Here is a 13,021-nt window from a genome sequence, read left to right on the forward strand (position 1 = left end):
CGCTTTGTCGCTCATTGGCTGATCTCCGTTGACTTGCTTGCGTCTGCGTCGGCCCATAAGGCGCGCAACAACCGGGCCGTCAGGGGATCGCCGATCAGACTGGCAAGCAATTCGATAAAGGCGACAAGATGATCGCTGCTTGCGGTTTTGATTTCGGCGGGCGTATGGCTTTCAAGGCTCGCCCGTAAATCCATGAACGGCCAATCGGTCTGCTGCGCCCTCCCCTTAAGACCCGTTTGTACGGCCGCGAGCCAGGGAAAGCGAGCGCTGGTCAGGTGCAGGCTGCGCGCATAAAGCGAGCCGACGCCGCCCTCGCCTATGATAGGGCCGAGTTGAAAAGCGATCTCGCGCCACATGTTCATGCTGGCTTCGGCGAGCGCTTCGGTATCATCGCCGGCCGCGGCGTGGCGCGTCAGGATGGCTGAAATCACCTCCTGCCTTTTCGCACTGTCCGCGCTGCGGCTTGACTTGATAAACATGCAAATGATCCTGTAACAGCTACTGCGGAGTGGGGGCATCGCGGCGTTGATTCCCGAAAAACTTCGGCTCGTTTGCGTCGCTGCCGGATGAGCACCTGCCGCCTCGAAACATTCACATTGCGTGGTCCATATTTGGTTTCTCTTTGAAAAGATGCGGCTGGCCACAATAGCATGCGCATCGCACGTAGAGTCGAATTATCTGAAGGATAGATCAGCAACTTCAACCCGAAGTTGAAGGAGCACCCCTTAACCGACGAGGTAATAACGGGTTGCTGAAGATTACCAGCTCACCCATCCCGGGCCTTCCCCCGTCCGCGGCTTAATGCCTGCCGGGGCAAGCAAGGGGAAGGAGACACCGGGCGCGCCGAAGTTCCAGTGGCTCGTGCTTCGCAGCTTCCCCGAAGTTTATTAGCAGTTCGGCAATGGTAGAATTGCGCGCTGGTTTCTTCAGCTTCTTCCTTTTTTCGCAGTGTTTTCAGGACATCCTCAGTGATCGTAACCTCCGGCCTTACCATACAATTCGGGGCCAAACCCCTGTTTGAAAACGTTTCCGTCAAATTCGGCGAAGGCAATCGCTATGGCTTGATCGGCGCCAATGGCTGCGGCAAATCGACCTTCATGCGCATACTCGGGGGCGACATGGAACAAAGCAGCGGCGAATTCTCGATCGACGCCAATGAGCGTGTCGGCAAGCTGCGGCAGGACCAGTTCGCACATGAAGATCAGCGCGTGCTCGATGTCGTGATGATGGGCCACACCGAATTGTGGGCGGCGATCCACGAGCGCGACGCCATTTACGCCGACCCGGATTCCAGCGAGGCCGCTTATATGCGCGCCGCCGAGCTGGAAGCCCATGTCGCCGAATACGACGGCTATTCGGCCGAAGCGCGCGCCGGCGAATTGCTGACCGGCGTCGGCATCGCTATCGATCAGCATGACGGGCCGATGAGCGCCGTAGCGCCCGGCTGGAAGCTGCGCGTGCTGCTGGCGCAGGCGCTGTTTTCCAAGCCCGACATTCTGCTGCTCGACGAGCCGACCAACCACCTCGACATCAACGCCATCCGCTGGCTGGAAGGCGTGCTCGACGAGCTTAAAAGCACGATGGTCATCATTTCGCACGATCGCCATTTCCTGAATTCGGTGTGCACGCACATGGCTGACCTCGATTACAACACGATCAAAATCTATCCCGGCAATTATGACGATTACATGTTCGCGTCGACCCAGGCGCGCACGCAACTCGTCGCCGCCAACGCCAAGGCAAAGGAAAAAGTCGTCGAGCTGCAAGCCTTCGTGCGGCGCTTTTCCGCCAATGCTTCGAAAGCCAGGCAGGCCACCAGCCGCGCCCGCCAGATCGAGAAAATCAAAATCGAGGACATCAAGCCATCAAGCCGCCAATATCCGTTTATCCGTTTCGACATCGACGAAAAGGAAAGACTACATCGCGTCGCGATCGAAGTGCAGAAGCTCGAAAAAGGCTATGGCGTGCCGCTATTCCGCAACCTGAATTTCCGCATCGAAGCCGGCGAACGAGTTGCCATCATCGGCCCGAACGGCATCGGTAAGACCACCCTGCTGCGCTGCCTGGCCGGCGATCTGGCGCCGGACAAAGGTACGATAAAATGGGCCGAGAAAGCGCGCCTGGGATATTTCGCGCAAGATCACGCGGCCGACTTTGCCGAGGACAAAACGCTGTTCGAGTGGCTTGCGCAGTGGGGGCGCGAAGAAGACGACGATCAAATTATTCGTGCGACGCTCGGGCGCTTGCTGTTCTCCGGCGACGATTGCAAAAAATCCCTGAAAGTGATTTCCGGCGGCGAGGAAGGCCGCATGCTGTTCGGCAAATCGATGCTGCAACGTCCGAACGTGCTGCTGATGGACGAGCCGACCAACCACCTCGACATGGAGTCGATCGAGTCGCTGAACACCGCGCTCGAGAAATATCAGGGCACGCTGATATTCGTTTCGCACGATCGCGAGTTCGTGTCGTCACTGGCGACGCGCGTAATCGAAATGACTGCCGATGGCGTGCATGATTTCGGAGGAAATTATGAGGACTTTTTGCGCAGCCGGGGTCTCGCGGCTTGAGACTGGAGGCGGAATGGCGCTGACGCGAGCGCTGTCATTGCGAGCCTGAAGGGCGAGACAACCTGTTCCCTGGAATCGACGAAACCGTCATTGCGGACGGCCTTTAGCCCCGGACTTGATCCGGGGAAGGCAATCTGGTGTTATCCCCGATCGGGCAAGCGAAGCGCTTGTATGATCGGTAATCACGTTCATGAACCAGGCACGAACTCACACCGAACCACGTCTTGATGCCCGGGGTACTTCCCGAAATCCCGGTTACGCGCATATCTACGCCGTCGTCCAGAAAATTCCCGCAGGCAAAGTCGCCACTTACGGACAGATCGCGGCACTCGCCGGCATGCCGCGTCAAGCACGTCAGGTCGGCTACGCACTCCATACTTTGAATGACGAATCTGGCGTGCCGTGGCAGCGCGTGATCAACGCAAAGGGCGAGGTCAGCCCGCGCACGTGGTCGGAAAATCATTTGCTTCAGCGTATCCTACTGGAGGACGAGGGCATCGAATTCGACGACCACGGCCGGGTCGACTTGACGCGGTTCGGATGGGCGCCGGATTCTGCATAGCCGCGCCACGCGGGCACAGGAAATCATGGCAATCAACGAGCAGCAGCCGGCAGCAATCGCACGCAACGATGATTCCTCGCGCGCGTCCACCGCGGATTCCACTGCCATTTCAGTCGACGACATGCAGCCTGTCGCCGGCGGCGGCGTTCTGCATCGCCGGGTATTTCTGCGGCGTGGATTGGCGCTGGCGACGGCGCTTGCCGGTGGGTCTGCGGCAGTCACCGGCAAAGCCGATGCGAACGATCCTGCCGGGCTCCTCGTCGCGCCGCCATGGATGCGCACGCCCGGTCAGCCCTTCACGTCTTACGGCCAGCCGTCTCCTCACGAAAAACTCGTCTCGCGTCGCATCGGCGCCAACCGCCTGGCGCCCGGCAATGGCGTTTCGTGGACGCCGCTCGAAGACCTCGGCGGCATGCTGACGCCGAGCGGCCTGCATTTCGAGCGTCATCACAATGGCGTGCCGCAGATCGATCCGCAGCAGCATCGCCTGCTGATCCACGGCATGGTCGCGCAACCGCTGACCTTCGCGGTCGACGACCTTGCGCGCTATCCGATGCGATCGCAGCTACTGTTCCTCGAATGCGGCGGCAATAGCAATGCGGGCTGGCATCAGGAGCCGATCCAGCGTCCGCTGGGCTCGTTCCACGGCCTGGTATCGTGCAGCGAGTGGACTGGCGTGCCGCTGACCATTTTGCTCGAGCAAGCCGGCATCGATACGAAAGCGAGCTGGATCGTCGCCGAGGGCGCCGATGCGATCGCCATGAACATTAGCCTTCCGCTGGCCAAGATCGTCGACGACTGCTTCGTCGCGATCTTCCAGAACGGCGAAAAACTCCGCCCGGAAAACGGCTATCCGCTGCGGCTCATCGTGCCGGGATGGGAAGGTGTCCTGAATGTGAAATGGCTGCGCCGCCTGCAGGTGACGGACCGGCCGGCGATGGCGCGCAACGAAACAGGCAAGTACACGGAATTGCTGCCGTCCGGCAGAGCGAGGCAGTTCACGTTCGTGATCGATGCCAAATCGCTCATCACCTCGCCGTCCCATGGACAGCTCTTGCCGGCGCCTGACTTTTACGAAATACGCGGCCTTGCCTGGAGCGGCCGCGACCGCATCAAAAAAGTCGATGTGTCGGCGGATGGCGGGAAGACCTGGGCCGAGGCGGATTTGCAGGATCCGGTGCTTCCGCGATGTTTCACGCGCTTTCGTTCCGCATGGAAATGGAATGGCGAGCCGGCAATTCTGAAAAGCCGCGCCACCGACGAAACCGGCTACATGCAACCCGAGCGCAAAGCGCTGGTGGCGGAACGAGGCCGTCACGGTTATTTCCATTACAACGCGATCGTGGCGTGGGAAGTCGACGAAGATGGAGCGGTCAACCATGTTTATGCATAAAGTCGCGCGCGCCGCGAGCGCTTTTTTACTGACGATTTGCGCGGGCCAGGTACTCGCCGAAGGTCCGGTGCAAGCGCCAAAGCTCGGCAAGCCGATCAGCGCCGAGCAAGCGGCCAAATGGGACCTGAATGTTTTTTCCGATGGCGCCGGGTTGCCGCCGGGTAGCGGCACGGCTGTCGAGGGCAGCATCATCTACGACCGGCAATGCGCAAGCTGCCACGGTGAAGGCGGACGCGGCGGCGCAGCCGAAGAGCTCGCCGGTGGTTCGCACGCTCTGACCAGTGAAACGCCGGACAAAAGCATCGGCATATATTGGCCGTATGCGACGACCATTTTCGATTTCACGCGGCGCGCGATGCCGATGAACGCGCCCGGCTCGCTGAGCGCCGATCAGGTTTATGCTGTCACTGCGTATTTGCTGTACGCTAACAAAATCATCGGCGAAAAAGACGCGATGGACGGGCAGACTCTGCCCAAGGTGAAAATGCCGAATCGCGAGGGCTTCATCTGGATCGATGCCAAGCCGGCGGCGAGCAAGTAGCGCCGCTTTCCGCGATCTGCCGTTGAGCGAAACCACAAAAACATATCCGGCGCGCATCCTTTCGAAATCGCCAAGCGGCGGTTGCGCGCGTTGAGACGCCAAACTGAAGGACTGTTCCGGCGCTTCGCAACTTGCTGTATCCGACTCAAACAAAAAATAACCCGCCGAGGCGGGTTATTTTTTGGGAACGGAGTAGACGCGAACGCTGCTCACATCGGCGAACCATATTGATGCAGTTTGCCGGCCTGCGCCAACTCCATTAGCACCTGGCGCGCTTGCAGTTCGAGCTGGCTGCGTCTCGCCGCGGCGCTTTTGCTGACTGCGCCGCAACTGACGACAAGCAGGTTGCCGGCGAGCGAGAAATATCCGCGGTAGAGCTTGCCGCGATACTCAAGGGTGATCGGCGAGGTAATGCTGTTGATCGCACGGTTGTTGCGGCGATCTTGCGGTTCGCCGCCCCGCTTTGGAGTGCGCGGAACGAGCTTCACAGGCTCACGCACGGCCGTACCCCATGACTTCGAATGCGTGCGTGCCGGGCCCATCGACATACAGCGTTTGCGGCTCCTCCAGTTCGATTGCGAGCCTAACGTCATTGCCCACGATTTCGTAAGGCCGCGGGTCCGCCTGAGTGCGGTAAACGCGGGCTCGTTGCGATGCCGAACACTGAAGCACGACCATTACCGCGTCAGCCGGAATGAGGTTGTGCAAGTCGATTTTTTGCATGGTGCTCTCCCTTAACATATCCCGGCCAGTTGGCTGGGCGTTCGATTCGTATTTGTCTTGAGCCCTTACTGCATCGGCTTCGGCGAATCGCTCGAGCTCGCCGCTTCTCGCGAGCTTGTACAGTACCTCGCGGGCGCGCATTTCGACGTGGTCTTCGACTGCATCGAGATGAGCGGTCACCTCTCCGCAAATTACAGTGAGGCGGCCGTCGTCGAACCGGTAATTTCCCCGGTACTTTTTACCGTTAAACTCAAGCGTAATGCGCGAAGCGGCTGGCGCTTTCGCATCGCGAGGCGTCCAGTAGTTTTGCTGCTCGTCTTTTCTGATCTTGTGACTGAAGGTCTTTTTCACTGCCGGCCAAGGGGTGAAAAATTTCGCCAGTGCTTCCAACTCTATTTTCATCACGCTTCCCGGTTGACGACATCCCGCCGGCTTCGCCCTGTTTTCGACCGCCATCGACGATCTACAGGGCGCCATTGCGGCGGCTACCGTGACCTCCCGCAACTCGCGTGCCAAAAACAAACCCGCCGAAGCGGGTTTGTTTTGACGATGGCTAACAGTCGATGCTCTGGAAACGTCAGCCCGGATCGTGCGCATGAGCCTGGTGAGTCAGGCATTATCAAGGCCCGCCAGGCCATGTCATCGGACATTTCGAATCGGTCATCGGCAAACCGTGCAGTGCGCCCCGGCCGGAGAGGCACTGAACGTGATCTGCGCGAAGCGGCGCTACATGGTTCCCTTGACCTGGATCGTTTGGTTACTCCGAGTCAGGTTGGTCATCCGATACCCGATCAGTGCGACAGCATCGCCCGACGCCCATCGTCTGGCCGTCGATCTGTCGGCTGGTGAAACCTGCCATTTCGATAAATCAGCCAGGACGATAATCGCGCCTGAACTCTGGATTTCCTTAACCGTGCTCGACATCTCATCCTCCTGATCGCTTATCCTACCGCCCACGACCTGACGCTGAGTACGCGCTGCAGCGACTATGCGCGAGCGGCCAAACGCTTGCCTGATTCTCTCAGAGTTCTTGATGAAGGATGGTTGCAGCAAGTGCAGTTTTCCATCGCAACTCGCGTGCCCTGGCTTTACGTTTTGCGCGCGCTTCGCGCAACGCTGCTCCCTCCTTTGTCGTAGTAGATTTTATATGCATTGCCGTCGACACCGCCACGCTCCAGCGCGGATCGGTCTTGTCCAGCCGATGGCATTAGATGTATTCCTTCTGCGAGCAGTGACACTTTGACATGTTCACCATGACCGAGACCATTGCGGCGCGCGACATGGCTCGGCACCATCATGCTCATGGCATGATCCCGCTCACCTCGCACGTGGAGGGTTACACTAGTGTGCTCACCCAGCGGCACGTATTCGGTAATGATGCCGGCGACAGGATTCTCGCGTTCGCCGCGCGAAGGCCGATCTCGCCGATGCAGCAGCACGTTCTCTGCCGGAATTACCCAATTCACTGAAGCTCCCGGCAGGAATTCGGGCTGATAGCGGGTTTCCAGCGTGTATCCAAGCCATGAAATGAGGGTCAGCGGCGCATCCGGCCGATGCTCGACTATCTTCCCCTCGAACACGTTAGGCAGATCGACGAGGCGCGCGACCATCGGGGTCAGCGGGCGCGCCATGACCTCCTCCGGAGGCCCCATCTGAAGCGTGTCGCCCTGATGCAAGATACAGATGCGGTCGGCCAGCATGCGCGCTTCGTTCAGATCGTGCGTGACGAGAATGATGGGCATATCCAGCTGCCGCCGCAACTGCGCAAGTTCGCGCTGCAGTTTTCTGCGCGTAACCTGGTCGACGGCCGAAAACGGTTCGTCCAGAAGCAGCACTGCCGGATCGCGCGCCAACGCCCGGGCCAGCGCCGTCCTCTGCTGCTGCCCGCCGGAAAGCTCGGCTGGACGTCGCGCTTCCAAACCTTCAAGGTGGACCAGCGCAAGCAACTCGCGAGCGCGGGCATCGCGCCGCTCGCTGGCCACGTGCCCGAGCGTGGTCTTCACATTTTCCAGCGCGCTCAAATGCGGAAACAAGCCATAACTTTGAAATACGAAGCCGATCGAGCGGCGCTGCGGTGCGAGATCGATTTTTTGCCGCGTATCGAACCAGGTTGCACCGTCGCAGGTAATAGCGCCGGCGCGTGGGCGATAAAGGCCTGCGATCGAGCGCAACAGCGTCGTCTTGCCGCTACCGGACGGTCCGACAAGCACCAGCAATTCTCCGCGGCCACAACTGAATGCAGCGTTCAGCGGTATCGGTGCCGGCTGGCGCAAAGCAACTTGAAGTCCCACGCAGGCCGAATCAGGCATGGCGACGCCGACCGCGATTGCTGAGCAGATAGACAAACGCGATCGACACAAACGAGAACCCCAGCAACACGGCTGACATCAGCCCCGCATTGGCGGGATCGAACGCTTGCACGCGGTCGTAGATCGCGATCGCGATCGTCTTGGTCTCGTCGGGGATGCTGCCGCCGACCATCAGCACGACGCCGAATTCTCCGAGCGTGTGCGCGAATGTCAGTATCACGGCCGAGAGGATGCCCGGCCAGGCAAGCGGCAGCTCGATACGCGTGAAGATGCGCCAGCGCGACAGGCCGCAGCAGGCAGCGGCATCGCGTATGTCATCGGGAATGGCTTCGAAGCCGCGCTGCATAGGCTGGATCGCGAACGGCAAATTGAATACAACCGAGGCCACCACCAGGCCGGAAAACGTGAAGACCAGAGAATCGCCCAGCAGCGATTGATAAAGCCGGCCGATCGCCGAGTTCCCGCCCATCGCATTCAGCAAATAGAAACCGAGCACGGTCGGTGGCAACACCAGCGGCAGCGCAAGCAGCGCCTCGATCAGACTTTTACCCTTGAAATACCGCCACGCCAAAACCCGGCCGAGCACGATGCCGATCGGCACCAGGATAGCCGCCGTCCACGCTGCAAGCTTGAGCGAAAGCGCGAACGCCGACCAATCCATTATTCGCTGGGTAACGCGAAACCATAGCGCTTGAAAATAGCACGAGCTGGCGGCGACTGCAGGTATTGATAGAACAGCTTCGCGGCGTCACCCGCGTTTTTGGTCAGTACCATGCGTTGCCGCAGCGGTTCATGCCACTCGGCTGGAATGAGCGCGTACGTACCGAGCTTGGCGATGGTCGGCGATAGGACCTGCGCATAGGCGATGATGCCGCCTTGCGCCGAGCCGGATGTGGCGAATTGCGCGGCCTGCGAAACATTCTCTCCCAGGACCAGGGCCGGCTTGATCTTGTCCCACAGACCGGCCTTGGTCAGCGCCTGTTGCGCCGCTCGTCCGTAGGGCGCGTGTTCCGGATTGGCGACAGCGAACTTCCTGATGCGCCCATCGGCAAGGGCGGCGGCGAGATCCTTGAGTTGGGCATCGGGCTTCAGTGACGAACCATTTGGCGCGATTAGCACGATTCTTCCTATCGTGTAAAGAGCGCCGTCGTCGAGAGTTTTGCCCTCCTTCGCCAGCGCCAGCACATAACTTTCGTCGGCGGACAGGAACAACTCAAATGGCGCACCTTCGGCTATCTGCCGGCGGAAGTTGCCGGAGGAGCCGAAAACGAGCTTTACCTGCCGCCCGCTTTGTTTGGTAAACGCCTCCGCGACCTCCTGCAACGCAAATTGCAAGTCGGAAGCAGCCGCAACGACGGGGACATCGGCTGCTCCCGATTGGGCGCAAAAAAAGATGAGTGCGAATAGAAACGAACGAATTTGCATAGCGGCCTCGCGAGAAGGGCGTCGCTGCGTTGTGCTCCATCCCGTATTGCTTTGCGCGACGCGTTATAGCTGATAGGCTATAGCGGATGGTGCCACAAGGCAAGTACGGTGAGGTCAAGGCGAGCCGCGCGCAAGCAGGCGTTTGAGCGAGACAATATCGGGCTGAATCGTCGCTTGGCACTTCGTTTCCATGCGCAAATAGTGACGGATGATGGCCTGGCCCAACGGGGTAAGGCGCGCGCCCCCGCCGCCGCGTCCGCCCGCTAACGCCTCAAGGACGGGCCGGCCGAAGCCCTGGTTCATGGCATCGAGCAGAACCCAGGCGCGCTTGTAGCTCATGCCGAGCGTCCGCGCCGCGGAGGAAATCGACCCGGTCTCGGACACCGCGCGCAACAGGTCGATCTTGCCCGGCCCCAGCGACAACTTTGGACCCAGGTAGATGCGCGGGCGAATCACGGCCGGGCTCGCTGCAGGAATCTTAGTGGTCATGAGGGTGGTCGTTCGGTTTGCCTGAGCCCATGGATTATCGGCGATAAAGCACATGAGCAGAACCGTTCTTGTTCGCGGCACCGGCGATGTCGGCTCCGCCGTCGCGCACGCGCTCATCGAGGCCGGCCACCGTGTAGCAATGCATGACCTTCCGGCGCCGCCACACGGTCGGCGGGGCATGGCGTTCGTCGACGCGATCTTCGAGAGTTTTGCTCAACTGGAAGGCGTGATTGCGAAGCGCGCGCACCACACCCAGGCGATTCCCCGCATGCTCGTGTGCCGCAAGGCGATTGCGGTCAGCGTCGAGGAGTTCGCGGCCGTGCTGCAAGCCGTGCGCCCCAACGTGCTGGTCGATGCTCGCATGCGCAAGCGCGCCATTCCGGAACCGCAGACCGGCCTGGCGCCGCTCACCATCGGCCTCGGCCCGAACTTTGTGGCGGGCGAAACAACGGATCTGGCCGTCGAAACCGGCCAGCATTGTCGGGCAGCACCCGCAATCCAGCGCGCCGCCGGCGATGCAACGACACCGGCTGCCCACAAAACCGTGCGCGCTTCGATGCGTTGGCCGTTGACCAGCACACCCTGATCGTCGATCTGCTCGACGCGACTGCCGATCAATACTTCGACGCCGAGCTTTTCCAGATATGCCTGCGCGGTCGCCGACAGCTTTTCCGGAAATGCCGGCAAGATGCGCGGCCCAGATTGCACGAGCATCACGCGCGCGGCGGCCGGATCGAAATGGCGGAAATCCTTGTCCATGCCGAAGCGCGCCAGTTCGGCGATGGCGCCGGCGAGTTCGACGCCGGTCGGCCCGCCGCCGACGATCAAAAACGTCAGCAGGTTTTGCCTTTCATTCGCATCGTCGGTGACCTCGGCTTGCTCGAAAGCAACGAGCAGACGCCGGCGCACATCGAGCGCATCCTCGACTCTTTTCAGGCCGGGTGCGTCGGTCGCCCACTCGTCGCGGCCAAAGTAGCTGTGGCTGGCGCCGGTCGCGAGCACCAGATAATCGTAGGGCACGCGCTTCGCATCTATCAGCACCTCGCGACTTTTTGTGTCGATCCCCGTCACCGTGCCGAGCAGCACGCGCGTGTTGAAGTGTTCGCGGAACAGACCGCGGATCGGCATCGCGATGTCACCGGGCGACAGCGCCGCGGTCGCGACCTGGTACAGCAGTGGCTGGAACAGATGATAGTTGTGCCGATCGATCAAGGTGACGGCAGCGCGCACATTGCGCAAGGCCGCGGCGCAGCTCATGCCGCCGAAACCAGCGCCGATGATGACCACGCGCGGCAGCCCATCGAGTGCGAACGCGAGCTTGCCGTCGAGTTGCGGGAAGATCTTCCTGAAACGGATGTCGAGCAGGCGATCGAGCGACCATTTCCCGGCGCCGTGGATTGCCAGCAGCGCGAACAACATAAGCGGATAAAATTGATCGGCATGCATGGCCGACATCATTTGCATGGTCAGCGCCGCGATCATGGCAGGTGCTATGAATCGCGTCGCCAAACCCCACGCCAGCAGCAGCGCACACGCCAGCGCTGCATTGAAGAGTGCGACGTCGGCTATCTGCGACGGCAACCAGGGTGTCTGCAGCAAGCCGCTGAGAAGCAGCGCAATCCATAGCCTCAGCAGCAGTTCGTAAATCGGCCACGCATGGTGTGTCATCGATGCGGCGATGCGTACTGCAGCGGCAGCGAATGGCAGCGCCGAATCGATTAGGCCGCGGCGCAAGCTGCGATCGAGCGAAAACGCGCCGGCGCCGCGCACCACATACCAGCCGAACAGCGCGATCCAGAACAGATGCAGATCGAGCGCCGCATAATTGAGCTGGATTATCGTCGTCAACACCAGCAGCGCGACCGCCGCGAAGCGCGTCGCGAGTCCGGCCGCCAGCAGAACGCTTCCGAGCAGTTCGATCGCGACACCAAGATACGCCGCCGTGATCGCATCCAGCCACGCCACCGGGTACTCGTTTGCCGACAGATAAAGCGCATTTTCCCAATTCGCAATCTTGATCAGCGCGGAGACAAAGAATGCCTGCGCCAGCGCCAGTCGGATAATCAGGTAACGATAGGGGCCATGGTCTTTTCGGCAACGCCCAACGTTTGCACGGCGACGCCGATTAGCGCCCCTGCCTGCGTTGCCAGCGGCGAATGAGTGGCTTTCATGACCCTCCCCCGCGGCTTTTACGTAAAGTCGCCGCGATCAACCCCAGCGCCAGCGCGGGGTAGACGGCGGAAACGCGACAGAGCTGTTCCGGGGTCAGCCAGTGGCGCAAGGCGCCGATGGCGAACGCGCCGAGACCGGCGCCCAGCATCAGCGCCGCCGTCAGCATCGCCGCTACCCACCCGACATGCTGGTCGAATTGGCGGCTGACAAGCGCCATGGTCAAAGGGAAAAAAGCCGAGCATGCGAACCCGGCCAGCGCGAACAGCGCAATACCCGAAGCCGCGCTATCGACATAAGGCAGTAGCAGAAATGCCAGAATCATAACGACCGGCAAGATTTGCCAGATGCGTTCGGCGGCGACGCGAACCACGATCACCGATACGAGCAGACGGCTCGCGACCAGCGCGCCCCAGAACGCCGATAGCGCAGCCGCGGCGGTGGTTTCCGGCAGGTGTCTTGCCTGCTGCAGGTAGATCGCCACCCAACTCGAAACGTGCCTTCGGCGAACGCATAAAGTACGGCAATCGCCATGAACAGCCAGAACATCGCTGAACGTTGCGGTGCGGGCGGTGCATCCAGTTCTTCCTGCGTCTTTTCTTCCTGCTGAAGTCGCGCGCTTCTCATGGCCGTGTTCGCGTCAGGAAAAGAAGTCACCGCGACCGCAATCGCCAACGCCGCACATACAACGAGCAGCGACAGCGGAAAACTTAACCACCGCTCAATGGTCCACGCCGCAAACAGCGGACCCGCCATCAGACCCAATCCGAGCAAGGTGTGCAGCGCGACCACGGCCGTATTGCGCCGCTCGGGAAAAAATGCCAGCGGGAAACTATTCAATGG

General features: G+C 60.6%; 16 protein-coding genes and 1 pseudogene. 4 read left to right on the top strand and 13 right to left on the bottom strand.

Going from position 1 to position 13,021, the window contains the following annotated elements:
* Positions 1-11: 11 nt before the first annotated feature.
* Entirely contained in the window at positions 12-479 is a 468-nt protein-coding gene (locus tag H0V78_10450) for a hypothetical protein (GenBank protein ID MBA2352172.1), read from the bottom strand.
* A gap of 489 nt (positions 480-968) precedes the next feature.
* On the opposite strand from H0V78_10450, the gene H0V78_10455 reads away from it, so the two are divergent.
* From H0V78_10455 to H0V78_10470, 4 genes are all read left to right on the top strand, one after another.
* Complete coding sequence (locus H0V78_10455) at positions 969-2,567, top strand: ABC-F family ATPase (GenBank protein ID MBA2352173.1); 1,599 nt, start codon at positions 969-971, stop codon at positions 2,565-2,567.
* Between the two features lie 190 nt (positions 2,568-2,757).
* The gene (locus tag H0V78_10460; GenBank protein MBA2352174.1) at positions 2,758-3,129 is read left to right on the top strand and encodes an MGMT family protein; all 372 of its coding nucleotides are present in this window, start codon (positions 2,758-2,760) and stop codon (positions 3,127-3,129) included.
* 121 nt (positions 3,130-3,250) lie between these two features.
* The gene (gene soxC, locus H0V78_10465) at positions 3,251-4,522 is read left to right on the top strand and encodes a sulfite dehydrogenase (GenBank protein MBA2352175.1); all 1,272 of its coding nucleotides are present in this window, start codon (positions 3,251-3,253) and stop codon (positions 4,520-4,522) included.
* A complete protein-coding gene (locus tag H0V78_10470) occupies positions 4,515-5,063 on the top strand; it encodes a c-type cytochrome (GenBank protein MBA2352176.1) in 549 nt (182 codons plus the stop codon). The genes soxC and H0V78_10470 overlap by 8 nt, the downstream gene beginning before the upstream one ends.
* A 209-nt stretch (positions 5,064-5,272) precedes the next feature.
* On the opposite strand, the gene H0V78_10475 is transcribed toward H0V78_10470, so the two are convergent.
* The 12 genes and pseudogenes from H0V78_10475 to H0V78_10530 form a co-directional block, all read right to left on the bottom strand.
* Positions 5,273-5,563: a hypothetical protein gene (locus tag H0V78_10475; GenBank protein MBA2352177.1), complete on the bottom strand. Its 291-nt coding sequence runs from the start codon at positions 5,561-5,563 to the stop codon at positions 5,273-5,275.
* On the bottom strand, positions 5,556-6,188 hold the full coding sequence (locus H0V78_10480) for a hypothetical protein (protein ID MBA2352178.1): 633 nt from the start codon (positions 6,186-6,188) through the stop codon (positions 5,556-5,558). The genes H0V78_10475 and H0V78_10480 overlap by 8 nt, the downstream gene beginning before the upstream one ends.
* Before the next feature lie 324 nt (positions 6,189-6,512).
* Complete coding sequence (locus H0V78_10485) at positions 6,513-6,710, bottom strand: hypothetical protein (GenBank protein MBA2352179.1); 198 nt, start codon at positions 6,708-6,710, stop codon at positions 6,513-6,515.
* 164 nt (positions 6,711-6,874) lie between these two features.
* On the bottom strand, positions 6,875-8,095 hold the full coding sequence (locus H0V78_10490) for an ABC transporter ATP-binding protein (protein MBA2352180.1): 1,221 nt from the start codon (positions 8,093-8,095) through the stop codon (positions 6,875-6,877).
* Positions 8,088-8,756, bottom strand: coding sequence for a molybdate ABC transporter permease subunit (modB, locus tag H0V78_10495; protein ID MBA2352181.1), 669 nt, complete (start codon positions 8,754-8,756; stop codon positions 8,088-8,090). The genes H0V78_10490 and modB overlap by 8 nt, the downstream gene beginning before the upstream one ends.
* Entirely contained in the window at positions 8,756-9,520 is a 765-nt protein-coding gene (modA, locus tag H0V78_10500; GenBank protein MBA2352182.1) for a molybdate ABC transporter substrate-binding protein, read from the bottom strand. Before modA ends, modB begins: the two co-directional genes overlap by 1 nt.
* Positions 9,521-9,634: 114 nt before the next feature.
* Positions 9,635-10,009 carry a LysR family transcriptional regulator gene (locus H0V78_10505; protein MBA2352183.1) on the bottom strand — a complete coding sequence of 125 codons (375 nt, stop codon included), beginning with the start codon at positions 10,007-10,009 and terminating at the stop codon, positions 9,635-9,637.
* A 34-nt stretch (positions 10,010-10,043) separates the two neighbouring features.
* Positions 10,044-10,226: a hypothetical protein gene (locus tag H0V78_10510; GenBank protein MBA2352184.1), complete on the bottom strand. Its 183-nt coding sequence runs from the start codon at positions 10,224-10,226 to the stop codon at positions 10,044-10,046.
* Positions 10,223-11,428 (bottom strand): NAD(P)/FAD-dependent oxidoreductase, encoded by a 1,206-nt coding sequence (locus tag H0V78_10515; protein MBA2352185.1) that lies wholly within the window; start codon positions 11,426-11,428, stop codon positions 10,223-10,225. Before H0V78_10515 ends, H0V78_10510 begins: the two co-directional genes overlap by 4 nt.
* 408 nt (positions 11,429-11,836) lie before the next feature.
* Positions 11,837-12,076 (bottom strand): annotated as a pseudogene (locus tag H0V78_10520) (DoxX family membrane protein).
* A 100-nt stretch (positions 12,077-12,176) separates the two neighbouring features.
* Entirely contained in the window at positions 12,177-12,662 is a 486-nt protein-coding gene (locus tag H0V78_10525; protein ID MBA2352186.1) for a hypothetical protein, read from the bottom strand.
* Positions 12,554-12,970, bottom strand: coding sequence for a hypothetical protein (locus H0V78_10530; GenBank protein ID MBA2352187.1), 417 nt, complete (start codon positions 12,968-12,970; stop codon positions 12,554-12,556). The genes H0V78_10525 and H0V78_10530 overlap by 109 nt, the downstream gene beginning before the upstream one ends.
* Positions 12,971-13,021: the final 51 nt, after the last annotated feature.

It is taken from the genome of Burkholderiales bacterium, assembly GCA_013695435.1.
Lineage (GTDB): Bacteria > Pseudomonadota > Gammaproteobacteria > Burkholderiales > JACMKV01 > JACMKV01.